30 protein-coding genes, 1 tRNA gene and 2 pseudogenes are annotated in these 26206 nt (G+C 38.7%); 18 read left to right on the forward strand and 15 right to left on the reverse strand.

Features of this window, described 5'->3' with window-relative positions; genetic code table 11:
- The first annotated feature begins 224 nt into the window (after positions 1-224).
- The 4 genes from AAZO_RS17825 (at position 225) to AAZO_RS43985 (ending at position 3221) form a co-directional block, all read left to right on the forward strand.
- Positions 225-581 carry a slr0373 family blue light stress response protein gene (locus AAZO_RS17825; protein WP_013192305.1) on the forward strand — a complete coding sequence of 119 codons (357 nt, stop codon included), beginning with the start codon at positions 225-227 and terminating at the stop codon, positions 579-581.
- Positions 582-676: 95 nt separating this feature from the next.
- Positions 677-2188 carry a stress-responsive protein Ycf46 gene (gene ycf46 / locus AAZO_RS17830; RefSeq protein WP_013192306.1) on the forward strand — a complete coding sequence of 504 codons (1512 nt, stop codon included), beginning with the start codon at positions 677-679 and terminating at the stop codon, positions 2186-2188.
- A gap of 145 nt (positions 2189-2333) precedes the next feature.
- Entirely contained in the window at positions 2334-2684 is a 351-nt protein-coding gene (locus AAZO_RS17835) for a DUF1257 domain-containing protein (RefSeq protein ID WP_013192307.1), read from the forward strand.
- 384 nt (positions 2685-3068) lie between these two features.
- On the forward strand, positions 3069-3221 hold the full coding sequence (locus AAZO_RS43985; protein ID WP_420807071.1) for a hypothetical protein: 153 nt from the start codon (positions 3069-3071) through the stop codon (positions 3219-3221).
- 1165 nt (positions 3222-4386) lie between these two features.
- On the opposite strand, the gene AAZO_RS35590 is transcribed toward AAZO_RS43985, so the two are convergent.
- The gene (locus AAZO_RS35590) at positions 4387-4656 is read right to left on the reverse strand and encodes a helix-turn-helix domain-containing protein (RefSeq protein WP_228371737.1); all 270 of its coding nucleotides are present in this window, start codon (positions 4654-4656) and stop codon (positions 4387-4389) included.
- A gap of 180 nt (positions 4657-4836) precedes the next feature.
- Here AAZO_RS35590 and AAZO_RS42745 point away from each other — a divergent pair, with 180 nt between their 5' ends.
- The 5 genes and pseudogenes from AAZO_RS42745 (at position 4837) to AAZO_RS17860 (ending at position 7163) form a co-directional block, all read left to right on the forward strand.
- Positions 4837-4998, forward strand: coding sequence for a hypothetical protein (locus AAZO_RS42745; RefSeq protein WP_187289515.1), 162 nt, complete (start codon positions 4837-4839; stop codon positions 4996-4998).
- A 164-nt stretch (positions 4999-5162) separates the two neighbouring features.
- A pseudogene (locus AAZO_RS17850) lies at positions 5163-5706 on the forward strand (IS607 family transposase).
- 7 nt (positions 5707-5713) lie between these two features.
- Positions 5714-5920 (forward strand): helix-turn-helix domain-containing protein, encoded by a 207-nt coding sequence (locus tag AAZO_RS39110; protein WP_228371273.1) that lies wholly within the window; start codon positions 5714-5716, stop codon positions 5918-5920.
- 92 nt (positions 5921-6012) lie between these two features.
- A complete protein-coding gene (locus AAZO_RS39115) occupies positions 6013-6192 on the forward strand; it encodes a hypothetical protein (RefSeq protein WP_049790800.1) in 180 nt (59 codons plus the stop codon).
- A gap of 416 nt (positions 6193-6608) precedes the next feature.
- Entirely contained in the window at positions 6609-7163 is a 555-nt protein-coding gene (locus tag AAZO_RS17860) for a hypothetical protein (RefSeq protein WP_013192310.1), read from the forward strand.
- A 9-nt stretch (positions 7164-7172) separates the two neighbouring features.
- On the opposite strand, the gene AAZO_RS17865 is transcribed toward AAZO_RS17860, so the two are convergent.
- Positions 7173-8054 carry an alpha/beta fold hydrolase gene (locus tag AAZO_RS17865; protein ID WP_041643399.1) on the reverse strand — a complete coding sequence of 294 codons (882 nt, stop codon included), beginning with the start codon at positions 8052-8054 and terminating at the stop codon, positions 7173-7175.
- Between the two features lie 125 nt (positions 8055-8179).
- Here AAZO_RS17865 and AAZO_RS17870 point away from each other — a divergent pair, with 125 nt between their 5' ends.
- The 5 genes from AAZO_RS17870 to AAZO_RS17890 all read left to right on the forward strand — a co-directional run bounded on the left by AAZO_RS17870 (position 8180) and on the right by AAZO_RS17890 (position 13753).
- Positions 8180-8491, forward strand: a complete 312-nt coding sequence (locus tag AAZO_RS17870; protein WP_013192312.1) for a carbon dioxide-concentrating mechanism protein CcmK — start codon at positions 8180-8182, stop codon at positions 8489-8491.
- 82 nt (positions 8492-8573) lie between these two features.
- On the forward strand, positions 8574-8924 hold the full coding sequence (locus AAZO_RS17875; protein WP_013192313.1) for a carbon dioxide-concentrating mechanism protein CcmK: 351 nt from the start codon (positions 8574-8576) through the stop codon (positions 8922-8924).
- A gap of 821 nt (positions 8925-9745) precedes the next feature.
- Positions 9746-10933, forward strand: coding sequence for a HetZ-related protein 2 (locus tag AAZO_RS17880; protein ID WP_013192314.1), 1188 nt, complete (start codon positions 9746-9748; stop codon positions 10931-10933).
- Between the two features lie 246 nt (positions 10934-11179).
- The gene (locus AAZO_RS17885; RefSeq protein ID WP_013192315.1) at positions 11180-11863 is read left to right on the forward strand and encodes a Crp/Fnr family transcriptional regulator; all 684 of its coding nucleotides are present in this window, start codon (positions 11180-11182) and stop codon (positions 11861-11863) included.
- Between the two features lie 105 nt (positions 11864-11968).
- Positions 11969-13753 (forward strand): M61 family metallopeptidase, encoded by a 1785-nt coding sequence (locus tag AAZO_RS17890; RefSeq protein WP_013192316.1) that lies wholly within the window; start codon positions 11969-11971, stop codon positions 13751-13753.
- Positions 13754-14254: 501 nt separating this feature from the next.
- On the opposite strand, the gene AAZO_RS17895 is transcribed toward AAZO_RS17890, so the two are convergent.
- Positions 14255-14995, reverse strand: a complete 741-nt coding sequence (locus tag AAZO_RS17895) for a 2-phosphosulfolactate phosphatase family protein (protein WP_013192317.1) — start codon at positions 14993-14995, stop codon at positions 14255-14257.
- Between the two features lie 224 nt (positions 14996-15219).
- Complete coding sequence (locus AAZO_RS42750) at positions 15220-15366, reverse strand: DUF29 family protein (RefSeq protein ID WP_338026924.1); 147 nt, start codon at positions 15364-15366, stop codon at positions 15220-15222.
- Between the two features lie 299 nt (positions 15367-15665).
- Here AAZO_RS42750 and AAZO_RS34150 point away from each other — a divergent pair.
- Positions 15666-16072: pseudogene (locus AAZO_RS34150) on the forward strand (DUF4277 domain-containing protein); the annotation flags it as partial.
- A 512-nt stretch (positions 16073-16584) separates the two neighbouring features.
- Here the strand turns inward: AAZO_RS34150 and AAZO_RS31220 are convergent.
- Positions 16585-17517, reverse strand: a complete 933-nt coding sequence (locus tag AAZO_RS31220) for a hypothetical protein (protein WP_228371274.1) — start codon at positions 17515-17517, stop codon at positions 16585-16587.
- A 15-nt stretch (positions 17518-17532) separates the two neighbouring features.
- Positions 17533-18000: a hypothetical protein gene (locus AAZO_RS17910; RefSeq protein ID WP_041641372.1), complete on the reverse strand. Its 468-nt coding sequence runs from the start codon at positions 17998-18000 to the stop codon at positions 17533-17535.
- A gap of 247 nt (positions 18001-18247) precedes the next feature.
- Between AAZO_RS17910 and AAZO_RS17915 the strand changes: the two genes are divergently transcribed.
- Complete coding sequence (locus AAZO_RS17915) at positions 18248-18667, forward strand: BlaI/MecI/CopY family transcriptional regulator (RefSeq protein WP_013192318.1); 420 nt, start codon at positions 18248-18250, stop codon at positions 18665-18667.
- A gap of 4 nt (positions 18668-18671) precedes the next feature.
- Complete coding sequence (locus AAZO_RS17920) at positions 18672-19511, forward strand: M56 family metallopeptidase (protein ID WP_013192319.1); 840 nt, start codon at positions 18672-18674, stop codon at positions 19509-19511.
- A gap of 49 nt (positions 19512-19560) precedes the next feature.
- On the opposite strand, the gene AAZO_RS35600 is transcribed toward AAZO_RS17920, so the two are convergent.
- Positions 19561-19716, reverse strand: coding sequence for a hypothetical protein (locus AAZO_RS35600; protein ID WP_187289676.1), 156 nt, complete (start codon positions 19714-19716; stop codon positions 19561-19563).
- A 228-nt stretch (positions 19717-19944) separates the two neighbouring features.
- Here AAZO_RS35600 and AAZO_RS17925 point away from each other — a divergent pair, with 228 nt between their 5' ends.
- Entirely contained in the window at positions 19945-20142 is a 198-nt protein-coding gene (locus AAZO_RS17925) for an NblA/ycf18 family protein (protein WP_013192321.1), read from the forward strand.
- 186 nt (positions 20143-20328) lie between these two features.
- On the opposite strand, the gene nifH is transcribed toward AAZO_RS17925, so the two are convergent.
- The 8 genes from nifH to AAZO_RS17960 form a co-directional block, all read right to left on the reverse strand.
- On the reverse strand, positions 20329-21228 hold the full coding sequence (nifH, locus tag AAZO_RS17930; RefSeq protein WP_013192322.1) for a nitrogenase iron protein: 900 nt from the start codon (positions 21226-21228) through the stop codon (positions 20329-20331).
- A gap of 677 nt (positions 21229-21905) precedes the next feature.
- Positions 21906-22289, reverse strand: a complete 384-nt coding sequence (locus AAZO_RS17935; protein ID WP_144031327.1) for a transposase — start codon at positions 22287-22289, stop codon at positions 21906-21908.
- A gap of 120 nt (positions 22290-22409) precedes the next feature.
- Positions 22410-22613 (reverse strand): winged helix-turn-helix domain-containing protein, encoded by a 204-nt coding sequence (locus tag AAZO_RS43990; protein WP_049790750.1) that lies wholly within the window; start codon positions 22611-22613, stop codon positions 22410-22412.
- Between the two features lie 45 nt (positions 22614-22658).
- Positions 22659-22886 carry a helix-turn-helix domain-containing protein gene (locus AAZO_RS34160; protein ID WP_041640488.1) on the reverse strand — a complete coding sequence of 76 codons (228 nt, stop codon included), beginning with the start codon at positions 22884-22886 and terminating at the stop codon, positions 22659-22661.
- Positions 22887-23805: 919 nt separating this feature from the next.
- Positions 23806-23877, reverse strand: a tRNA-Asn gene (locus AAZO_RS17945).
- Between the two features lie 178 nt (positions 23878-24055).
- The gene (locus AAZO_RS17950) at positions 24056-24604 is read right to left on the reverse strand and encodes an NYN domain-containing protein (protein WP_013192325.1); all 549 of its coding nucleotides are present in this window, start codon (positions 24602-24604) and stop codon (positions 24056-24058) included.
- Between the two features lie 355 nt (positions 24605-24959).
- On the reverse strand, positions 24960-25637 hold the full coding sequence (locus AAZO_RS17955) for an ABC transporter ATP-binding protein (protein WP_013192326.1): 678 nt from the start codon (positions 25635-25637) through the stop codon (positions 24960-24962).
- A gap of 13 nt (positions 25638-25650) precedes the next feature.
- Entirely contained in the window at positions 25651-25923 is a 273-nt protein-coding gene (locus tag AAZO_RS17960) for a UPF0367 protein family (RefSeq protein WP_013192327.1), read from the reverse strand.
- Positions 25924-26206 lie beyond the last annotated feature (283 nt).

Raw genomic sequence — 26206 nt, forward strand, 5'->3', positions numbered from 1 at the left:
CTTTACCCTACTTTACTTTCAGTATATTCTGATTGGCTTTGCAACTCAGATTTTCATTGGGCATTGGGCATTGGAAATTATTTTCTTATCCTCCTGACTCCTAACTCCTGACTTATATAAAGATATATAACGAAATAGCTGTCAAAACGTCTTGCGGTCTTGACAAGGAAAAAAGGAGGCGATAAGGTGAGATACATACCCGGGTAAGACCGTTAATAAGTTATATGCAAACTAAGCAAAAGGTAACATTGTATTTATCGCCGGAATTACATAGAAGGCTGAAGATTCGTTCCGCAGTTGACTCTGAACCGATGTCAGACCTAGCAGAACGCGCTCTTAATTTTTACCTCACCAACTCAGAATTAGTAGAAGAGTTTGAAGAGTCTTCTTATGGCAGTTATGGCAGAACGCACAGGGTATATTCCTGTCCAATTTGTGAAGGTTCGCTAATTTTACGAGATGGTGAATTAGTAACTTTGGCCAATCAACCAGGAATAATTGGTCAAGATCATCTACCCATTGATGAAATTGAACAAGATCAAACCCATCCCAAGGGTGAGGAAGAATTAGTCCCCTGCTAGTTAGGAATTATGAATGGATAAGTTCATAGTTTGTCTTTAATTAACGGCGATGATTGTACTGACTGTCTCTATAAGGTCTCAAGTAGGTCGATAGTATGAAAGAAGAGCTCAATATTCTCATTCAAGCTCAATACCCTTTAATATACCTTGTGACCTCCGAGGAAGAACGGGCAGAGCAAGCAATCCATACAATCGCTCAATTGTTAAAGCCTCAGCGACGAGTTTACGTTTGGACGGTAACTCACGGCATTGTGGAGTACGGTCAACCCAGGAATGTCACTCAGCATAATACCGTTTCGCCAGAGGCGGCGATTGAGTGGATAATTCGGCATAAAGAACCCGGTATATTTATACTTAAAGATTTACATCCTTTTATTGATGCTCCGGCAACAACGAGATCGCTTCGGGATGCGATTGCTAGTTTTAAGGGAATGCAAAAGAACATCATTTTGATGTCTCCCATGCAGCAAGTACCAATAGAACTAGAAAAAGAAGTTGTTGTCATCGACTTCCAACTGCCGGATATGTCAGAGTTAAACAAAGTTTTAACTCAGCATCAAGAGCAGCATCGTGGTCGCAGGTTAACAACTGAGGCCAGAGAAAGGCTTCTTAGAGCAGCTTTAGGTTTAACTAAAGATGAAGCTGAGAAAGTATATCGTAAGGCTCAGGTGACAACTGGACGCTTAACGGAAGATGAAGTAGATATAGTTTTATCTGAGAAAAAGCAACTCATCCGCCGTAACGGTATTCTAGAGTACATCGAAGAAGATGAAACTATTGAAGCAGTTGGCGGTTTGGAAGAGTTGAAAAAGTGGCTAAAACAACGCTCTAACGCCTTTACAGAAAGAGCGAGAGAGTATGGTTTGCCCCAGCCTAAAGGGATGTTAATTCTTGGTGTTCCTGGTTGTGGTAAGTCGCTAATTGCCAAAACTACTTCCCGTCTGTGGGGTTTACCAATCTTGCGATTAGATATGGGGCGTGTTTACGACGGCTCAATGGTGGGTCGGAGTGAAGCAAACTTGCGGAACGCGCTGAAAACAGCAGAATCAATTTCCCCAACGATTCTGTTTATCGACGAATTGGATAAATCCTTCGCTGGTAGTGCAGGTTCTGGTGATTCCGATGGGGGGACATCAAGCAGAATTTTTGGTTCTTTTCTCACCTGGATGCAAGAAAAGAAATCTCCAGTATTTGTAATGGCGACTGCTAACCGGGTAGAACGCCTACCTGGGGAGTTTTTGAGAAAAGGTCGCTTTGATGAAACTTTCTTTGTGGATTTGCCCACACCTGAAGAACGTCAGGATATCTTCAACATTCACCTGACCAAACGCCGTGAAGATATTGCTAGATTTGATCTGGAACAACTAGCAAAAATGTCTGATGGTTTTTCTGGGGCAGAAATTGAACAGGCGATAGTGGCGGCGATGTATGAAGCTTTCGCCCAAGATCGGGAGTTCACCCAACTAGATATTATTGCTGCATTGAAGTCTACTTTACCGCTGTCACGAACGATGCAAGAACAGGTCACAGCTTTAAGAGACTGGGCCAGACAGCGTGCCAGACCCGCAGCATCCTCTGTCGCTGAATATCAGCGAATGGAGTTCTAAAAGCTTTCCTCTGTATGCCAGAGGGGAAAGGTTAGCCAGAAGGCTAACAGATCAGGAAAAAAGCCGCTTCCCAATTATTGCGGCTTCGCTGAAAAAGAAACTGTTGTCGTTTTTCTCATCAATCTTCTCATTGGAGGAAACCCAAATGTCTCACTTTAGCACTCTGCGTACTAAAATCACCGATGCCGAAATCCTCAAAGCTTCTTTGCGCGACCTGGGTATCAGCCTAAAGACTGACGCTGATGTTCGTGGTTATAACGGTCAGCGTGTACGTTCCGACATTGTTGCTGTATTGGAAGGCGAGTACGATTTAGGTTGGTCTCGTAATAGCGATGATTCTTTTGACCTAATCGCTGACCTGTGGGGCGTTGCTAAGAAGCACAACCAAACGGAGTTGATTAACTCTATTAACCAAAAATACGCCGTTAACAAGACTTTGGCTGAAGTAAAACAGCGCGGCCTGCAAAATGCCAACGTTAAGTTGGTATTGCAATAACAATTTCTCTGTGCGTTCCCAAAGCTGAACGGGTTAACCAAGCATTAGCGGTTAGCCCGGTTTTTTTTGGGTAAATTTCCCACTAGGATCAACAGAACAAAAAAGTTGTGTAATAGTTACATTATTTATTAGAGGTTCAGAGATAAAGCATAAAGGAGATGCTCATTTTCACTATAGTTAACAAAACAAGGATAAGTAAGAATAACCCAAAAGTTTGATCAAAATCGAAATAAATTTACCTGCTAGTATTTATGTTTCCACCTGGGAAGAGATCAAAGATGTTCTAGCTTTTAATGAACACCGTCAACTAATGAACACCGTCAACAACTTTTGGAACGTATGAAAAGAGTTAGTGAAATATTAAAATAAGCGGGATTTAATCGAATTTATATTGGTGGTAGTTTTCTCAATAGAAAAACCTATCCAAAAGACTTTGATCTTCTATGGTTTGATATTCTATGGGATGAGAAGGGTGTAGATTTCAGAATATTACAATCTTTAGTTAGATATAAATTTACTTGGCGCTGGCAGGAATAAAAGATTAGCACAAACAAAGACTTATGGAGGTGAAATTTTTCAAGTCTATCTTTACGCCAATGATTATGAACTTTTTTTGAATCTTTTCGAAAAGATAAGAATCTTAATATATATATATATATATATATATATATAGGCATAATTGCAATAGATTTGTAGAACATTAACCAAATAATATTACTCTAACTAGGGTAATATTGCTAACCAAGATAAAGAGTAAATCAAAAGGTTAAGTATGATTTAAAATGAACGTCAATACATAATTACTAAAGCTCAGATTAGAAAATTTCAATCAGCAATAGAAAATCCGAGAAAAAAAGTACCTCCCGAAGATAATAAAAATGAAAAGTTAAGATATCAATCATATTTAGGTTCACTTAATGGTGAACTAGAAGAACTATTAGAGCAAGTAGAAGAATATAAAAATTTGAAAGCAAGGAAAATTCTAGGTTAGAATGTAAACCTTTAGAATAATTACCAGAAGCTTTAATTAAAGCTCTTATTGTTCACGGTTTAACTCAAGAACAATTAGGGGAACGTTTAAACCAAACAAACGTGAAGGAACAACAGATTCAACATGATGAGGCTAATCAACATGCTAATTCCTTCTAGTTTCACAAAAATTTTGAAAGTTCAACGTGCGTTGGATATTGAAATTCGGGAAGAGGTAATTTTTAAATAACTTACTGCTTGCTTATCTCTTGTATTTTACAAGAGCAAGACTAGGAAAAATTTCGAACTACTGTTACTTTAATTTAGATAGACGAAATGAAATTAACGAGTTCTTGAACTGTCCTGATAATCTCTGCTTCTGCATCAGAAATGTCAAGATTAAACTCTTCTTCTATAGTCCTTAATAATTATACAGCATCTAATTAGACACGTTCGAAGATTTAGAAACGAGTCTGTGTCTGGCTTTCCATAGTGTTAAGATTAGGAAAGAGCCAAGGAAAAAATCAGGGTTGGGAATAGTAACTGATAGTCCCTATCCATGAAGATGTTGATGACAAATTCATAACTGACCTCATATCCATAACATGTATGAAATGGGCAAAACTAATGAACCAATTCCTAATGTGACTAAACCACAAATAGTTAGTAAGAATTACTTGTGAGTAAATTGGGGAATTCAGGGGAAATCTTTGTTGAGGTACCCGGAATATTTTTACAAGTCTAATGACCTGTTCAACAACAATACCCTTGGTGGAAAACTCTTTGTTTCCTGCCTTTTATTCTGAGTCGCCATGGCATAATCGCTATCATGTTTTTCTAGCTGTTCAAGGAGACTAGGAGGGGAAACATTTCCTAATATCTCTAGCCAGTAATGAAATGTGTCCTTTGCTTCCGTTTTCCATATACCGAAATGCAAACCTAAAACCTCAAATGGTGGCATTTTCCTCCAATAGAACAAGCATAGACATACCTGTTGTTTTATCTATAGTTTGCCTTTCCCCCCTCCTCCTTTGTGATTTATACCTATGTTTTTACTTTCTATGTCACCTTGAAGTTTTTTATGCCACATTTCACCTTGGGCTAACAACTCTTGAAACTGATGGTTAGTTATTCCCAGTATTTGTTTTGTAGGATGTGGATATTCTTGAATATAGTTAATTTAGTGGATTTTCCCTTTTGGTACACCCTCAAAATTCCCTTCTACCATTTTTTTCACACCAAGCTAATTTTCCTGACAGGTCTACTCCGTTCTGAAGCTTTAGCAGAGGTAGTAGAGATTGCAGATTATTTGGTTTTACCCATACCCCCAGTAGCAATGGACTGAACTGTTCTCATTGATATAGTTAGACAAGCTGCTATTCTCGTGGTTACTCCCCATCGGGTACTGTTAACTAAAGTCAATACGCACAGTTAAGGAGCTGGGAAATGAATAAAAATAATTCTCTAAATCTACTCACATTTACTCAACAAGTATGCTATATATAAAATATAAGTAAATTAACTATATCGGAGGCGTCAAATTTAAAATCCATAGGTATTTACACTGTCAGGACGTGGGAATTACAGGCTAAATTAATACCTGAAATAACTCCCAATGGACACAGACGTTATGATTTGGCTCAATTATTAGGAGTAAAATCAGAATTATCTTACACCATTGGTTACTGTAGAGTCTCCAGCTATGACCAAAAAGATTATTTAGAGCGCCAAAAACAAGTACTGGAATTATATTGCGCTCAACGTGGTTGGCAATTTGAAGTCATTGAAGATTTACGTTCAGGATTGAATTACAGTAAAAGAGGATTAAAGAGACTAATTCGCTTAATTACTGAAAAGTAAAGTGGAAAAATTAGTTTTTACCCACAAAGACAGATTATTGAGATTTGGAACTGAATTAATCTTTAGTTTATGTGAACAATTTGGAACAGAAGTAGTTATCATTAATCACACATAAGATAGTAGTCTTAGGGAGAATTTAGTCCAAGATATATTAGAAATAATCACAGTATTCTCTGCTAGACTTTATGGATAGAGAAGTCATGGAAACAAGAAAATGGAGGACTCAAAAGATATTGCTACTAGGCTTTAAAACCGAGTTAAAGTTAAATGAGAATCTAGGAGTAAACATAGTTAAACACTGTGAAGTAGCTCGTCATGCTTGGAATTGGGGATTAGGATTAATTAAACAATTATTAGACCATAACCAAAAAAACCTGACGATAAAATCACATTTCCCACAGCAATAGAGTTACATAAATCGTAAGTAGCATTAGTAAAACCTGAAAATTAATCGTATTATGAATCTTCCAAATCTGCTCCTCAAGAAGTACTAAGAGCATTGAGAAAGTCTTGGGATAGATATTTTCAAAAAATCTTAGGAGTGCCAAGATTTAAAAAGAAAGGCAAGCATGAAAGTTTTACATTAGAAGGAACTGTAAAAATCCTAGGTAATAACAAAATTCAGGTCCCCAAGATAGGTATCTATATTAAAGACCTAGGAAAGATTGCCACAGGTTAAACCGAGATCAGTAACAATAAGTCCTCAAGATGACAGATTGTTTATTAGTTCTCAGATAAAAGTAGAACGGACAATCTCAAATTTAGATGTGTTGTGGGTGTAGATTTAGGTGTTAAAAATCTAGCCACATTGTCTAGAGGTGAAGTAATTACAGGTGCTAAATCTTGTCAAAGATATGAATTTAAATGCAGGAGATTATAATGGTTACATCGTCAGAGAATTATTGGTTTAAATAATTCTTGTACAACTAGGTATTCTAGTTTTTAATACTTTCATTCGTACTTATAAAGCTGATGAAAGAGCGGCCCTTGAGGTTGTCACAATTACTCAATGGCGAGGAAAAAACGCACGGGAAGCTGCATCTGATTACCGTCGTGTGGTTGATGAATTTAAGGAATGTATGATTCGAGGAAATAATGGCTAAGAAAGATCTTTCTGATTTACTACAAGAAGAAGTACAAAGATTTACACCCCAGGTGGGAGAAACAGCAATTGAAGTAACTGCACAAGAAGTTGTAGAACAACATTCTTCTACTACGGAAGATTATATACCCACTGCTAATAGGCGCACAAATCCGACTAAAGCAGATTTGGAAGTCACAATTAAAGACTTGACGACAACTCTGGAAAAATCACAGAAAAAAGAAGTTTCTCTCAGGGAGCAAATTAGTGATTTAAAAGCAGATTTGTCTACACAGAATGCTTTGGTGGAACGGTTGACTACAGAACTACATGAAACTAAGAAAACAGCCTTGCAATTAGCCGAGTATAATTCCCAATTAATAGCAGAAATTGAAGTGTTGAAGAAACCTCAAGAACCAGTTAAGGAAGCAGTTAGAGAACCAGTTAAACAAATCTCCAAATCTTTATCCATTAACCCTAAAAAGTCATACAGATCACCTGAAAGACTCCAGGAACTTCCCAATCAAGCCAATGATGATTTTGCCAATAACACTTGGTTGTACGATTAAAATCTAACCTCAAAAATCTAAAATATGTTGGGCTGTGATTTCTGGTTGTTCCAAGTGGGGGATATGACCAGAATCTTTAATCCAAATCTGTTGACTTTGAGGAATTGCTTTCTTAAACTTTTGAGCATCCCCGGTTCCTAAAATTTTATCTGTATCGCCCCACAAAATCAGCGTTGGTTGTCGAATTTGTGCAAGCTGGTTAAATTTAAAAGCACTGTAACCGCCACTTTTAGTAAAAGCAATCAACGCTTGATTCCAATTAGGCATTTTTACGTGTAAGTCTCCACAATGTAAGGCATCACTGGAGATCAGACTTGGGTTTTTATACGCAGTACGACAAATGCGATTGCGCACTTGGGCATTTCGCAAAAACTCAGCCGCTAAAGAATATAAGGGCGCAAACGTTAATTTACTCAAAGCCGAGGCGCCCTTTAAACCAGCACTGTCTATTAACACCAGTTTCTGTACCACTTGTGGGTAAGTCAGCGCGAAATCAATGGCCGCTGCACCCCCCATAGAAGCACCAACTAAAATTACAGGTTGGTTAATCAGGGTTTTCCAAAAAAAATATAGATGAGTTTTAATGCCCACCGGGCTGTAAGCAATATCCGGCTGTCTATCTGTAAAGCCAAAACCCAATAGATCCATAGCCCACGTTTCGTTCTTCCTGGCCAACAACGGTAACAACCGTCTAAATTCTAAAATAGAACTATCAAAACCGTGAACTAATAAAATCGGTGTACCTCCACTACCTTGATGTACATAAGTAGTAGTAATGGGTTCAGGACTTAAAGGAGTTGCGATCGCCTGACTTTGGATACTTTGAGCCAAAGCGATAGAAGTCGGTTCACTCAGTTGCCCAACTGCGGCAGGTAAAAAACTTGGAAACATAAACATCAGTTTACCTGACAACTGACCACTGACAATCAAAAAAGAAAATTTTCCCAAACGTCATAATCGGGACCAAAGCCTCGTACAATAAATATCACTTATTGCTGATTCAGGAGAGTCAAGCCATGCCAGTGGCGGTTGGCGTAATTGAAACTTTAGGTTTTCCCTGTGTACTAGCAGCAGCAGATGCAATGGTCAAATCTGCCGCTGTCACAATCGTATATTATGGCATTGCAGAAAGCGGACGCTTACTAGTCGCTGTCCGAGGACAAGTTGCAGAAGTCAGAACAGCAGTTGCAGCTGGAATTGCTTCTGGAAAAGAAGTTTATGGTGGTCAGGTGATCACTCACTACATAGTTCCCAATCCTCCAGAAAATGTGGAAACTATTCTTCCCATCCACTTCACTTCAAAATCTGAACCTTTCCGCATTTTTTAAGTGAGTTTACTGGCAACCTTAGGAAGGCAACTTCCCCAAATTAACTTGTAGCACATAATTTTATTCATAAAGGAGATTAATAGTGTCACTACAGGCAGTTGGATCATTAGAGACAAAGGGTTTTCCCTGTGTACTAGCAGCAGCAGATGCAATGGTAAAAGCTGGACGAGTTACCCTCGTTGGTTACATCAGAGTAGGTAGCGCCCGCTTTACAGTCAATATTCGTGGTGACGTTTCTGAAGTCAAGGCAGCTATGGCTGCTGGTGTCGAAGCTGCAGAAAATGTTTATGGTGGCACCTTAGAATCCTGGGTGATTATTCCCCGGCCCCATGAAAATGTTGAAGCAGTTCTTCCTATCGCCTATACAGATGAAGTTCAACAGTATCGAGACTCTGTAGAAAATCCCATCGTTAGATCCTCCAACAGTAGATAGATGAACGGGTGTAGGGGTGTAGGGGTGTAAGGGTGTAGGTGAAGAATAACCTTTTGCCCCTTGAGAGTTATACTCCGGCACGCTGCGCGAACGCTTTAGCGATACGTCAGTCAGTCGCAACCTGGGGGAATCCCGTCCAGCCCAGTGGCGTCCCAAGACCGCGCTGACTCACCTCTTGCTTCCTCAATAGGAACTTACTTACCTTAGTATCGGAAGTGTTAGTTCATGAAAAATTCATACTTTTAGCGATATTCCATGTATTGCGGAAATCGCCCAAAGGAATTACTTAAACTCAGTGATCTCGGTCACATTACACCTACAGCCTATTTATATTAGTATTCTAATACTGAATTCACAAGGAGCTTTTCCCGTTCAGCAAGGTAAATTTCTAACCTTTGTGGATAAACTAACTGTATTTCGACTCAAAAATCTCAACCTGTGATTAACTTGAGTTCTCAATTTCACTATTGAGAACTGCCTTTGGCTGCGAGAGTATCAATACAACAGTTACTCTTTTAGGCAGCTTAAAAAATTTACAAGCAACTTTACTAATAGTATTGTCTAACAAATACCAATAAATGTAAAGAAGTACCTCAAAAATCATTAGAAAAACTTGAAACTTACATAGAAAATATACGTCTTAACTAGTAATTAATAATTTTTACCCCATAAATGGGAAATTAAACGACCTTATTGAGATATTCATGCATGATTTGAGTAGAGTAAGACGTATTAGAAAATCAGTACACAAATTTCCTGAAGAAGTGGATTGAGTATTTATCAGATCAGGGAAAACTAGTAGTTAATAACTATAGGTTTCGATGGCGGTTGTGATGCACACTTTAAAGCAGAGCTTCGAGGAACGCAATCTCACTATGGAAAATGATGCCGCAAAACTGGCGCAATACTGGCAACAGCGACTCGCAGCGGAATGTCCAGAACAAAGTGAGGCGATTAGACAAAGTATTATGCTTTGGTTGTTGGGGGCAGACTTACAGCGATTTGATCTACTCAACTCAAAAGAATTGGAAATTGCCAAACAAGCAATGGAATATCGCTGGCGGATCTTACAGCAGCGATACTTAGGTATGGGGCGAGAACGCGCTTATCGTAACCTACTCAGTCGATTGGGTAGTGTGATGACCCTGAGAAATAAAATTCAGAGGTGGGTTGCTCTCAGTCGCGATCGCCAGCGCAGTGTCATGGACGTATTACAAGAAGTCCTCCAAGAGCTGCTGCAAAGTGACTCATATATGCAGCAGGAAATGTCCACCATCGCGGAGATTACCACAGATAGAAGATTGCAGGACATTTTACTGTTCGCCACCATAGAAGAATATTGTTTGCGTCCAGTGCGTAACCAAGCCCTATTAGTGTATCGCTTTGTGAATTATCTACGCCGCATTCAGCGTGGTGGATTAACCCAAGTTCCTACTAACAACTTAATCAGACTTGTTTCTGACGAAGTGCTTACAGAAGATACAGACAATCCACTCAACCTAGTAGATAATCAAGCGATCACTCAATATCAAGAAGCACAAAAACTAGAAGAACAACAATCACTACGTCAAGCTGTATATGAAGAATTTGAGCAATACTTACTGCAAAACTTAGGTCAACAGGCAGTAGACTGGCTGCAATTATATCTCCAAGGGAAAACTCAAGAAGAAATTGCCAAAAGATTAAATAAGCCCATTAAAAAAGTATACCGACTCAGAGAAAAAATCAGCTATCATGCTGTGCGTGTTTTTGCTATTAAAGGCAAGCCAGAACTTGTTGATAACTGGCTCTCCATTTCCTTACCAGAACACAACTTAGGTCTAACACAACATCAATGGCAACAAATGGAGGAAAAATTAACTTCTCTGGGCAAACAGATCCTCAATCTATTGAAAAAAGGTGACTCCATAGAAGCCATAGCCCAAAATTTACAACTAAAAACCCATCAGGTCTTAGGCGAATGGACAAAAATCTATCTTGCCGCCCAAACCTTAAGAACTCAACAATAACTGAATTTTGGATTGCAAGATTCCAAGCTCAAAGTTATATCTAATGGAAGTTAGGCATTGGGCATTGGGCATTGAAATTTTCCCCTCTGCTCCCCTACACCCTTACACTCTTACACCCATACCCCAGTCTCCTTGCACCAGTAACTTATGCCATATTAAGATATGGTAAGTATTAACTGTGAAGAAACTAAAATTGACACACTTAGTTTTCCGCTATTGACTTAATTCCTTGTGAATATTTCTTTCATGCAAACCGAGGTTTTTAGCGATCTTTTCCCCTTGTTGAGTACAGCCAGTCCCCAAACTTTAGAATGCCTACTCAACATAGCCGTTGAACACGAGTACCCATCTGGACGAGCAGTTTTAATGGAAGATGCTTGGGGTAACGCAGTTTATTTCTTGATTTCTGGTTGGGTGAAAGTCCGGCGTACCAATGGCGATAATTCTGTGACAATAGCCATTTTGGGTCGGGGCGATTTCTTTGGTGAAATGGCGGTTTTAGATGAATCCCCACGTTCAACTGATGTTGTTGCCCTTTCTCCAGTTAAATTGTTGACTGTCTCCAGAGAACGTTTTATCCAAATCTTGTTTAAAGATGCACAGTTACATCACCGAATGCTGCAACTGATGGTGCGACGAGTAAGGCAAATAAATATGCGCTTACAAATGCGGTCTTCACCACCAGCGGTTAAACTCGCTCATACTTTAGTTAGCCTGAATGATAACTATGGTCAGGAGTCAGATCAAGGCAAGGAAATTTATTATATCCCTTTTAAAGATTTGGCAGAAGTAGCCGAAATCAGCTTAGATGAAACTACCAAAATTATGGAGAAACTTCATGAAAGAGGATGGATCAAATGTGTTCCTACTAGCCAGTCTATTTATGTCATTAACTTCAAACAGCTTGAAAATTTGGCTAATAAGTTCTAGTCTGTACTGACTGTAGATGTAGGATGAGTTAATAGCATATTGACTATTAACTATTATCTATAAAGTGTTGACCATTAACTAATAACTCTAGACTTGGCACACAAGATGATTGAACTAATAGCAGTTAGTTTGAAAACTCAAGTTCAGGAAATTGAACCAGCAATTCATTACTGGGTAGCAATGCCCCAACCAGAAAATCATCTGTTTGAGGTGACTTTACATCTTGTAGGCTACCCATTACCAATTCTTGATTTGAAAATGCCAGTATGGACACCAGGGTCTTACTTGGTGCGAGAATACGCTAAGAATTTACAAAACTTTGCTGCCTTTGCTGGGTCTAAACCTTTAAATTGGCGAAAAATTAGTAAAAATCATTGGCAAATTGAAAAGGGAGATGTTTCTGAAGTAGTTCTGGGTTACCGCGTTTTTGCAAATGAGTTGTCAGTACGCACAAATCATTTGGATGCTACCCATGGTTATTTTAACGGTGCGGCGCTGTTTTTACGAATTCCTGGTTGGGAAGAACAACCAATTCATATTACCATTGTCCCACCAAACCCTGAATGGCAAATAACGACAGGTTTATCATCAATTACTGAAGAAACTAATACTTTTTTAGCTGCGGATTTTGATACTCTTGTTGATACTCCTTTTGAGATTGGTAACCATCAATTGTTTAATTTTGAGGTATTGGGAAAACCTCATGAGTTAGCAATCTGGGGACAGGGAAACTGTAAACCCCAAAAGATATTAGAGGACTTTAAGAGAATTATTGAATATGAAGCAGAAATATTTGGCGATTTGCCATATCAAAAGTATGTGTTTCTGCTGCATTTATTCAACCAAGCTTATGGTGGATTAGAACATAAAAATTCCTGTTCATTACTTTATCATCGGTTTGGATTTCGTCTGAAAGATAAATATGAACGTTTTATTCAATTAGTAGCGCATGAATTTTTCCATTTGTGGAATGTGAAGCGAATTCGCCCCAAAGATTTCGAGGTTTTTAATTATGATCAAGAGAACTATACACAGTCTCTTTGGTTTTGTGAGGGAACCACAAGTTACTATGATTTGATAATTCCTTTCCGGGCAGGAATTTATGATATCAAATCTTATTTTCATCATTTAGATCAAGAAATTACCAAATATCAATTAACACCAGGACGAAACGTACAACATCTTTCTGAGTCCAGTTTTGATGCTTGGATTAAACTTTATCGTCCAGATGCTAATAGTGCTAATTCCCAAATTTCTTACTATTTGAAGGGCGAAATGGTATCGCTATTGCTGGATTTATTGATTCGTTCTCGTCATCATAATCAGCTTTCTCTTGATGATGTTATGCTGAAAATGTGGGAACAATTTGGTAAGGCTGAAATTGGTTATACTCCAGAACAACTACAAGAAGTCATTGAATCTGTGGCTGGAATGGATTTATCGGATTTCTTTAAAAGCTACATTCATGGACTAGATGATTTACCTTTTAATGATTATTTAGAACCTTTTGGGTTGCAATTGGTAGAAGAATCTGAACAAGAACCTTATTTGGGTGTGAAAATAAAAACTGAATATGGACGAGAAATAATTAAGTTTGTGGAAATGGGGTCCCCTGCAAACATTGTGGGAATTGATGCTGGTGATGAGTTATTAGCAATTGATGGAATTAAGGTAGGAACAAGCCAGTTGAGTGATCGTTTGCACGATTACCAACCTTACGATACTATCCAAATCACGGTTTTCCATCAAGATGAATTGCGTAACTATTCTGTAAGTTTAGGAAAAGAACATCCGACTAAATATCAGTTGCGGCCAGTAAAAAATCCTAATACTACTCAGCAAGAAAATTTTTCGGGTTGGTTAGGTGTGCAGTTGTCGAGTTTTTGGTAAAAATTCGTAAGCATTCAGCCAGGTAGAAATTGAGGATAATTAGGTATTACAGGGTTAGTATTTGGCTGGTGTCATATCATAATCTACCAAGTAAAGTAGATAAATAAGAAAATACTGATGTTATTAGCAAATTTTTACATCTCTAAAATTAAAATTTACCCCATTCTAAAATTCTATCTAGAATGGGGTAAATAAAACGTAAGCATTCAGCTAATGCCTAACGGCACGCTACGCGAACAGCCTCAGTAATCAGCTTTTTCAGGCTAATGCCAAAAATACCTAAGTAGGTGGGCGGAAAAATTTATAACTATGTCATTATGTCATGGCGAATGCAGCAAAGGGGAATCAAGGAATCCCAAGGGTTTCAAGTAATTTACATTTTGCTACATAGTTATGTTTCTTTGTGTCTACCTACTTATTTGATAATTCACCAATTTCTCAAACATTCTGATTACTGACTCCTGAATTCTTACAATAAAACTAGAAACAATAACTTTTTAGTTATTTATTTTGACTTTTTAAAACACCTGGTTCATGCTGTATAGCTAGAACATCCAAAATATCAGTTTGGGAACAATATTTTAAATCTTCTAAACATTGCAGGCGTAATAATCGCTTACCATGACTAGCTTGGTGGAATAATCCCAATAAGTCATTTTGCCACTGAGAATAAAGTGCAATCGCACTCGCAACTTCATCATTACCAGCTAATTCTTCGAGGGAAGAGTTGGTTTGTTGCCAAATACTATGAGCGATCGCACCAGCACAAACGGTATCTTCTAAAGAAAAACTGCCTTCCCAGCCAGAACCAACAATCCAGACTGTTTTTGGTTGTTTTTCTAGGAGAAACTGCACCACCGAAGCTCGATTAATTAAAGCAGCTGCGAGGACGATCGGGGCATCTTGTATCCGTTGTAAGGCACGAGTACCATTGGTGGTACTAATAAATAAGCGCCTCCCCTCTACCAGTTCTGCGGTGCAATCTAGGGGAGAATTGCCCAATTCAAAGCCATCTACCTTACCACCACCTCGTTCTCCAGCCCGTAATCGTTTTTCAGCAGGCCATTTTTCGCTAACTTCCATTAGTAGGTCTAAATCACTGAAGACTTGCACCGCCTCGCCTCCAGCCGCTAAAACTGTCGCCATTGTGCTAGTGGCTCGCAAGACATCGACGGCGATCGCGCATTCTGGCGCTTCATCAGTTGGGGTTAATTCTGGAGTATGATATACAAATATCTTCACGGGCTAGATATACCTGCTCTATACTACTACTGCGGTTATATTCTACCTACTTCATGTCACCAACTAACAGTACAAAACTCTATCTCTTAATTGATACATAATTACTAAGAAATTATAGAAAGCTTACTAAGCAAGGTTTTAAGCTTTCTGACTTTGTATAATTTCTTCTAATCGAAAACATAGAAAAAACCGGGTCGATTTTCAAGCTCGTGTTTTTGCGATAGCTACGCTTGCTGCAGGCATCGCCCCAAACTCTCTATCTCTTCAATCAAATTCTTAAAATCCAAATCCTCAATATCCCTATTCCGTAACTTGTTAGACGATATCTTCAATCCAGAGTAAATAGTCTTGCTTATATAAAGATACTGCAATCTGTTTCTGTGTCATTTCTGTGTATCCTTTCATTGAGCTAATGTAACCCACATTGTGCACTTCATTTTGAAGTATACACACACTACAATGCAAAAAACTTACAAAAAGCTACGTAGTAAACACATACTTTAAATAGTAGAAAAAATAGACAATACGTAAGGATTCAGGTAGTGGGGTATTGAGAATAAATCCAGGATAAAAGATGAGAAAATGAATGTAAAGGAGCCTGAATTAAGTAAAAATACTCAAAGATATGAATTACTAAAAAGAAGAGTTTAAGAGTAAGAACTTAGATCAATTGGGAATAATAACAGGAATAATAGATGACATAGGAATTGTAGAAAGAATCAATGAGATATTCTTAATAGAGAGTAGAGAGAAAGTGAATGCAGGAGAAATAGTCAAAGCAATCATTATGGACTAGATCTCCTATGGAGACTATGATGTTTATTTCCTCAATTCTTTGAGGGAAAAGCCATAGAACATTTATTAGGAGCGAGAATTGAAGGGGAAGATTTAAATGATGATAAAATAGGCAGAGTAATGGATAAGCTATACAAATATGGATTAACTGAATTCTTCCTAATAATTGCCTTAGAAGTAGTAAAAGAATATGGAGTAGCAACCAAATATTCCCATTTAGGTTCAACCTCATTGCATTTGCATGGAGAGTATAATAATTGCCTAAATAATTTAAGACAAGAATTATTGGACATTTCAGAGCCAGTGCGTTGGGCTAGTGCCCCGACTTGTTAGGGAAGGTCCTCTGAAAGAGGCAGCAACTGGCGTATGTTTTCAAGGGATTTATTTTCTGATGACACAAATAATCCATAGGATTCTGAACTTGACAGAGGAACGTTGTCGAATTTTCCAATTTCTAGCTACAGCTTGTCAAAGGTATTATTTATTTTCTGAGCTTTCAAATCTCTAATTCACTATTGCATAGTCTTGTATTTTCATAAGTGATTGAAAAATTCAAATTAAACATTGTTGTCTAACTAGCTTTTTTTGACACAATGAGAAAGCTGGAACTTTGACGTGCATAATTTATATTTTCATGGCTACTGAATTTTCGAAAAAACTATAGTTCTGAATTCCCTGTAAATGTAGTTTATTTATGCCACTTATCGAACTGCGGAATATGGGTTGTAAGTTTACAGAAGTTTTAATATATTTATGCCGGAATTTTGTATCCCCTGAATACTTCGCGGAAGAAGTTATTCAGGCATCCATGAGCAACCAAAAGGATTGAGAGCAGATTTTTCGTAAAAAGTAGTCGCCAAACAGGGAATATTCCCAACCTTAGAAATGCGGTCACGAATATATTCAAAAAAGCTAATTCCCAACTTACGAGTAGTAGCAACAAGATACATAAAAGTATCCCAGGCCTGAGTCCCTTCGAGAGTCTGAGTGGCATCACTAATATTACCTCGCTGCACCATACATAGCATAGTTCTAGCAGCTAACTCAGCCGGGTTATTGTGCAAAGGCAATTCAGGATGCTCTAAAACATAAAGCAACTCAGAAATTTTGACCAGAGTTAATGGTTTTCGCTCATCCAATTGTTGATAACCACTGTCAGTGTGGAACAACTTCCAAAACTTATACCGGAGTTTATCTGCCGTTTGCTGACTGGGAGAATCTTGACAAGGGAGTAAGTCTCGGTAGTAATTGCAGAAATCATCCAGGAATTTATCTAAAACCTTTTGGTGACAAGCAATAAACGCACTTAACTTCTTATAATTTCTTCCTTCATCTACCCAACACCAAACGATATTATCAGTCAGTAACTTCAATTGAGGAGCATCATCACAGACCAGAGTTTGCACCACTGGCCAATCAGTTTGTTGATGATAGAAAGCAATAGCTGCTGCTTCCATAATCCGAGTCCGTTGTTGTGAACCCAGTTTAAGCAGATGTATATCCAGTAGGGTATGAAACTCTGCCTCACTCAACACAGTTTCTTGAGGTAATACTTGGAGAGGGTTTTGCCATTTAGTTGGTAGTTGAAAATGCTCGAGCAAGTCAATATTCTCTAGGAACTCTAACAACTTGCCTTGGGTCATGTTGCCCCCATAGTACAAGCTGATAATCAAGGTTTTTATTCCTAGACCGAATTCTCCCTCATAACCCCAAGGAGGTTCTGCCAAATAGGTTTTTCCTTCTCATAGTGAGTAGTATTTCTCTTTCCGGAATAGTACGTTATCGGTTGCCAGGATGATGTCTTGGATGATTACTTCTTCATACCCTTTGAACTGCGCCTCTGCTGGCAGTAATTCTTGGGGATATTCTAGTATTTCTTCTCTGTCTATTTTAATCCCAGCCTTCTTACTGCCTTTGTTGTCCTTTTTTGGTGTTTGTCGCTCTTTCTCCAATGAGTGATTACTTGTGAAGCCTTTTTGATTCTTGGCTTTTATCTCTGCCTGACCGTTTTCTCCCTTCAATCGGTTGTTTTCATCTCTTAACCCTTGATTTTCTGCCCGTAATTCTTTAACTTCTGATTGTAACTGCTCTATTAGACTCAGTAATATCTCTACTTTCTGACCCATGGATTCCTCTGAAATTCCTTTTCCCTCAATGCTTTGCACCAACTCTGTTTGTGATAAGTCTTTTGCTAAAATTTTTTGCCTCATGTCTCATATTTTATAACGCCCTGTGTCCCACCCTCAACTTTTTCTTTTTTTCTCTTACCCCTACTTATTCCGCCGATAGATACAATGTTTTAATCTATATTCTTCCTTTTGGCCTTTGCTTCTACCCTGTGGGATCTCGTAACGGAGATTCCGTCTTTACGCGAAACCTTCATCTTTAAATTAGAGCAAAATGACAGTCAACTTGTAATCTAAAAATATAAAGAACATCCTCGCTAAAATTATCGACATGGCTCCTTTACCCGATTATCGGCCTAAACAATTATCCATCGGTCCCTTAGAAGCAGAAATTCTCAGCATCGTCTGGGAACTGAGTTCAGCTACAGTAAAAGATGTACACGACCGCATTCTGGCTGATCCTAACCGCGAATTAGCTTATACATCCGTTACGACTGTCCTCCGTCGTCTGACTGAAAAAGGCTGGTTAGCTTGCGACAAACAGGGAAAAGCATTCTATTGGCGGCCATTGCTAACTAAGCAACAAGCAGAGATGATTAAGGCACATGAACAGTTACAGAGATTTTTAGCAGTGGGTAATCCTGATGTTGTTGCCGCCTTTGCTGATAGTTTAGATCAAGCTGCTAGTGACCAAATAGAAGTGATCGCTAAACGCATTCAAGCCGCACGGGAAGCCAGGGGAGAAAAATAAAATTATGCATCTACTAATGATTCTCACTGCTGTAACCGTAGCCTACAGCTTAAGATACTTCGCTAATATACCCCAAGGTAATTGGCATTTACGATGGGAGCGAACGCTATTTTTATTCCTCTTTCCCCCCCTACTCATTTTCATGACAGCAACAGCAGTAGTTTGCATGGGTACACAAGGGAAAATGGGAGGAATGTATACCAACTCCTCCAGCTATCTACTAGCCTTAATCTTCCTGGTACTTTTCAACATCTTAGGCATCAAACTCACCTTTCAGGGCTGGAAATCCATTAAATCCGCCCGTCAATGTCCACAAATAAATCTAGCTGGTAAACAAGTCAGACTCCTACAAACAGCGGCTTTATTTGCCGGTCAAATGGGTTTTTGGCAACCAGAACTAGTACTTAGTCAAGGATTACTAGACACACTCTCTCCAGCCCACCTAGAAAGTGTCTTAGCACACGAACAAGGGCATTATCAGTATAGGGATACGTTCTGGTTCTTTTGGCTAGGTTGGATGCGTTCCTGCACTGCTTGTTTGCCCAATACAGAATCCTTATGGCAAGAACTGTTAATGTTGCGGGAATTACGAGCTGACAGTTATGCAGCATCCCAAGTAGATCCGTTGGTATTAGCAGAATCTTTGTTATTAGTCGTAAATAGTCAACCCCTAGCATCAGAAGTGTGCTGTGCAGCTTTGGGTTCTTCTGGAGTTGATCGGTTAGAACAAAGAATAGATGCTTTATTAACACCACCAGAAACAACACCAGAAGCTCAATTACAATCCTGGCATATCTTTCTATTTGCTTTCCTACCCTTATTAACAGTAGTTTTTCACACTTGAAATATTTCTCCTCCACGGAACAGCTAGGAGATTAAGTAGTTCATTAAACCTACTCATCCTCATTCCGTCGAGGTTTTTCGCTTAACCTTTGCTGCGCCTGCCACTCCACAACAATACGCCCCAATATCTCTGCCTGTGTGTAGTTATTAACCACCGCATACACCTTAATCAACTGTATCACTTCAGGACTAACGTACTCTATCACAAGTTGATCGTCTTTTTTCATGTTTATCTGAGTCTCATCACATCATTATTGTAAATAATTCGTTATACTTGTTATACTTATTTATATAAGTTCGTAAACCCTAAAATTCATGGACGATACCCCTCAATAAGGTAATACCCTCAAACTCAATGGGTGTATGAGTACTTAAAACTTAAATACCTAGTATAGATGCTTTAGGTTTGGTCTAATTGGGTATAGGCGCCAGCGATGAATCAGCCTATGAAATTATCTTTAGAACAAGAATTTAGCCTCAGAATTGTTGCCGACCAAGTACACCAGATATCTCGTGAACAAGCTCAGATATTTCTACTTAAACTGTACGAGCAAATGATGATTCAGGAAACAAGTTACCAGGAATTAGTCAAATATGAATGGAAACTAGATTCAGGCAGCATCTCGGGTTAAAACAGGAAAGCAGAAAGGCTTATAATTTACATAACTCAATAAGATATAATTCTGGTGGTGGGTTTATATTGCCTAAATAATACAAATTAGATGTGAAAAAACCTATTTGAATTTTCACATCTGAATAAATTTGGGAAAGGGTGGGAGTAACCCTCCCCAAAGTAAATCATTAATTACTTTTTAGTACTATTTCTTTACTGGTGCTTCAGTAGCTGACTTACCAACCAGCTTTTCTGTGTTTTCATCACTTTCAAGAATACCAAACTCAATCAACAATTCTTCTAATTCTTCCATTTCAATAGGTGTAGGAATGGTAAGATTTTTGTTGTTGATAATCTTTTTAGCCAATGTCCGATATTCATTACCCTGATCACTATCAGGTGCGTACTCATTAACGGTCATACGACGCAATTCTGCGTGTTGAACAATATTGTCACGAGGTACATAGTGAATCATGTGGGTATTCAAGCGTTTTGCCAGGGTTTCGATTAATTCGATTTCCCGGTCAACGTTACGGCTGTTACAAATCAAACCAGCCAAACGCACACCACCAGTGTGAGCATACTTCAAAATACCACGAGCAATGTTGTTAGCAGCATACATCGCCATCATTTCCCCAGAGGTAACGATGTATATTTCTTGAGCTTTACCTTCACGGATAGGCATAGCAAAACCACCGCATACAACGTCACCTAGTACGTCATAAGATACAAAGTCAACATCTTGGTAAGCACCGTTTTCTTCCAAGAAGTTAATAGCGGTGATAATACCACGACCTGCACAACCTACACCTGGTTCTGGACCACCAGATTCTACGCACTTAACACCACGGAAACCGGTTAACATGACTTCGTGGAGTTCTAAATCTTCAACAGCACCTCTTTCAGCAGCCAAGTGTAATACTGTGGTTTGAGCCTTGGAGTGAAGCATCAAACGGGTAGAGTCAGCTTTGGGATCACAACCAACAATTAATATGCGTTGACCCATTTCTGCCATAGCAGCCAGGGTATTTTGTGAAGTGGTAGATTTACCAATACCACCTTTACCGTAAAAAGCAATCTGTCTGATTTTTTTATCAATAGCCATGATGAGAGTTTTCCTACAATATATTTTGTTGATAGGTCTGAAACTTGGTTTGAGATGTTGTTCGATTAGAAGGCAGAATTGGTATAGCGACTTAAGATATACTCAAAGCATTACCAAAACCACATTTATATTTTTCAGGAACACAAGATATGGATACGGGAAATTTGTTTAGGAGAAATCCACATACCCTAATCAAGAACTATTTAACAGCTGAAATTCAGCATTATCGCTTATTGTCACGGCATCCTCAGAGGATGTTTATTCTTGGAGAGTGGTTACAATAGGGATTAAGCTTTTTGCAGACTTTCCCCCTGAACCACCCAATCAACCAACATTGCATTTTACTCTCAATGATTGCTACAATTCATGCGATTTTGCTTGGTCATGGCTGTCGAAAACTTCTCATTTCCAGTCCAATAAATGATTTTCCTAATTTCTGGGAAATTGCTATATGGCTGTTGCTTGTAGAGATTTTTTCAGAATCAATAGATCTCACCGTGATTGATACAGGAGGATAAATCCCATTGTGATCATTGTTCACGGTTAAAAATACTTTTTCTTACTTGTGGTAATACGAATTCTCTATGAGGCTGCACAGAATAAAGCTTGGTGAAACAGAGCTTCAAGGATGAAATCATAACTGGTCAAAGAGGAGATGACCTCAGAAGATAATTGAGCTAATTCATGTTGAACTCCTTGACGCATTGGTCGAGATGTGAGAAACTTTCACCTTTGAACTGACGTTTAATAAACTGCCATAATCGCTCCATGGGGTTAAGTTGAGGAGAGTGAGATGGTTGAAAAATGGGAATAATATTTTCAGGGCAAGACAGTGCCAAAGCTTGGTGTGCAGAAGCTTGATCCATCTGCATTAATCCCATATCAGAACCTAATTCTTGAGATAGGACATCCAAGAATTTCTGAAAATTTTCACTGTTTAGATGAGGATATTCCTGACAAAAATGCCATCCAGAGGTGGGTTCAATAACTCCATAAAGCCAAAATGCTTTTCGTGGCCACTGCACCCTCACTACAGGTTTAACACCACGAGCCGTAATCACTCACTCGTCCAGTTTCGGTCTTCAAACCTAATCTGGTTTCGTCCTGGCACAGGTAACTCAGTCGTTTTCCCCCACCCAATAGTTTCTCTAAAGCTACCAAGGCAAGGGGGATGTTTTTTTTTAAAGGTTTATAGCTTGCTCATCTTGTGATGAGCTGATGGGTCGAGGTACTTTCAACTTTGCCCCTAGTTTGTAGGGCACTAAACTGTAAACTGTCTTGTATTTGACTTGGACGTGCCATTCTTGCTCTAGCCATTCCACAATTTGCCTATAACTGCTAAACCTTTGGGGGGATTCTAACTTTGATATTAGTTGTGATAGCATTTCACCTTGTATTAAAGGAGTTGCCCCAGGCGCAGTTTTTACCTCTCAAAGAGAAGATAGTCCTCCTTTTCCATACCTTTGTAACCATCCTGTTATTGTTGACCCATCTCTGCCCAATCTTCGGCTCACTTCTTGATGCTGGGTTACTTGTTCTGTTTTTATCCACCACAGCATTTGTAAACGTTCTTTGTCTAATGCTGTCCGCGCATTTTTCAGGCTTTTTGACAAATACTCAGCACTTTCTTGAACTTCTAGATTGAAAGGGCGTGCCATTGCTTCCTCATGAGTCTTTATCTTCCATGTTCTTTATTCTACAGTTCTATCTACACTCATTTAGACTTGGTATAAGTCGCTAACAGTTCTGATGACTCTATATGTACCAGACAGCCTCAAAGAGTCTTTCTTCCCAAACTCCAAGGGTAATCTAATCTGATAGATAATGTTATCTAGTTAGCCAATTTTTATTGGCACATACTCAAAGCAATTCTGATTGACTTCAAGTTGTTACGAGGGTAACTCTTTTCATTCATCTGGTTTTATCTTGACCTAAAGAAAAGATAAATGTTTTGACGTGGATTTACCAGAATAAAAGAAATTGGTTGAGATTACATCAATTTCTACTTGAAGTTTTGTGAACTTTCATTTTTTTTGATTCCTATCCCTACAATAACATAGATATCAATATCTTATAAGCCTGAAAATAAATTATTTTTCTCCATTATGAATATTATTCTTATTATCTTTAATGGTTATGACTTAGGGGTCATTATCTGCAATTTAGGCAAACATTTTATCAAATTTCATTTGTGAAATCAGCTACTTTTACAATCAAGTTGATGACTGAAAATAGGGTGTGGGATGTAGGGGAAGACGTTTGTTCCACAACCTAAAAGGTACAATCCCCTCATTTTTTTGTGATGGAGAAGAAAAAAATGTAGTTCAAGACGTACAGCACCAGAAATATAATGTCCTGACTTGAAAACCCTGAATATAATTATGGTATTCCCCAGACCCTACACCCTAAGTTTAAACTCTGTACTTTAACTAATTGAAATTACAGTAAAGTAATTTGACTCAGTCAAGGCTTAATCACGATTTTCGCATCACTGAGTATGCTTAAAAGTCAAAAGCATCAAGCAATTATGAAATTCTTGGTTTCTCCCTTCATAACTTTATGCATGATTTTTTTAAACTCCCCAGGCCGGATTCGAACCAGCGACCAATCGATTAACAGTCGATCGCTCTACCACTGAGCTACTGAGGAAGGCTTACAACAATTACATTAAACCGAAAAATAGAAGATGTCAACTACTTTGGGAAATTTGTTTGTATTTAGTTTTTGATTTTTTTTGCAGGCTGCTAAAATATAATAATTTCTTATACTTTTTCGCAGTGCAAAGCCACTCCAAAAGAGTAATCCAGCCATTTCTTGATGTTGTCATCTACAATCCCATCCTCAGTTGTGCTAACTTCTGCCTGGAGTTAGCGTCTATGGCATTAGCTAAAAATCTCCTTTTGGATTGTTTGTGTGGTTGATATCTGTGACGCATCTGACAAACCGTAGAATCTACTTCACCGCATAGTTGTTGTGCTGATAACCATTCAGCACCATACCCCTGAACCATCAACTGCTGCGCTCGGTCTGATGTCGCAACAATTACACGGTAAATTAAACATTGTGCTATTTGGTGACGCAAACCCGCACAAGCCTTTTCGATGTAGGTATCTGCGGTTTGTCCAAAATCTGTGTAATGAACTGTGAGAAAGTCTGTGATAGTTTCTCTCTTGCTGGCGGTGTTTTGATATTGGGCATCAAAAACTATTTGAGTTTCATACCCTTGGAAGGCACTATAATTGGTTATAGCTTCCACTAATTCGCCGCGTGCTGCCTCTAGTCCGGCATCATCACGAGTTGTTTTCAAGCAAGGCCAAGCACCTATAATGTTGTAGCCATCCACTAACAAAATGGATGGGATGATGGAAGGGGGCATGGTTTTTAATGACAATTATCTAGAGTTAACAAAAATCATTCATAAGACTTATAGTAATTGAAGCATCGCCTGTAACACTATGTTACAGAAAATAAAAAAATCTTCTTTTGGCAAAAATAAACCTTAAGACAGAAGTAAGAGATGGTCAACAGTACCAAAAATCAGGTTTGTAGGAATTTCAGAGAATTGAATAATTAATTTTTCCAAGTTGTCAAAATTCCATATTGAAAACCCAGATACCTATACAAAAAGCTGTTCTTTGGCATCTGGGTATTGATTTTTAGTGCTGAAGTTTAGTAGATGAACATAGCAAAAGATGTTTGTACTAATGAATGATTAATTTGTGGAATTTTCTTCAGGATGGTTCGCTATGTAATTCTATCAATCGCTGTTTAAGACGCTCCGCTTCACCATAATCGACTAAAGAACCTCTTTCTAAGAAAAAAGCACCATCACAGTAGTTTAGCTCATCTAAGCGATGTGTCACCCACAAAGCTGTGATACCGCGACTTTTAACCAGACTACGAACACCAGCTACCAAGTCTAGTTGACTATCTGGATCTAATAAAGCAGTGGGTTCATCCAACAATAGGACTTCACAGTGACGTGCGATCGCACCAGCAATTGCCACGCGCTGTTTTTGTCCACCAGAAAGCGCATAAATCGGTCGTTTTTGCAAGGACAATAAATTAACTGCCCCTAAAGCTTCCTCAACCCTAGCTTTCACCATAGCGGGCTGCAATTTTTCTGCCACCAATCCAAAAGCCACATCAGATCCAACAGTAGGCATAACTAATTGATGATCAGGATTTTGGAAGACAAAACCCACAGGAGGTGAAATGCCAATTTCGCCAGATTGGGGAGCCAATAGCCCTGCTATCAGTCTCAGAAGAGTTGATTTGCCACTGCCGTTTGTACCCAAAAGCATCCAAAATTCGCCTTTAGGGACTTTGAGAGAGCAAGATTTGATTGCTTGCTCCCCATTTGTCCATAAGAAGTTTAAATTATTAACTTCGATGCCTACTGCCGACATTTGTACACCTTGTTTACTCAGCGGCTAAGGCGAAAAATCCAGGTGGTCTAGCGCCACCAACGGCGGTACCATCTTTCTGCACAATTTGTACTCCCGAAATTTCACTAGCACGGACAGCAATTTTTTTCTCTGTTTTGCCTTCGCATTTGAGTTCCACAATATCAGGATTGCCAGAACGCATTGCTGCCAGAATCAGCTGATAAACAGCTTCAGCATCTTCAGTGGACTTACGTTGTACAGATATCGGGAAAGCAGTATTTTTGATGCTTAAGTCGATGGTAAACATTTAGAATTAATCACATTTCACTGACTGTAGGACTAATTCTAGCGTTACCTGGTTGATTCGGTGTTGATTGTGAAAGGGCGACAAGAATTATGAGATTTCGTTTTATATCGTTGTTTCATTGCTCTGGAAGGATCACAGGTGTCTCACAGATGAAATTTTTTCCATCGTCCCTAGAAAAATTAGAGATTTTCACCTATTATGATTAAAGAACGTGAAAAATTGTAAACTGGATTAACAACCCGGTTAACTTTCTGCTTATAGGTGGTATAGCCACCTATAAGCA

Source organism: 'Nostoc azollae' 0708, assembly GCF_000196515.1.
GTDB lineage: Bacteria > Cyanobacteriota > Cyanobacteriia > Cyanobacteriales > Nostocaceae > Trichormus_B > Trichormus_B azollae.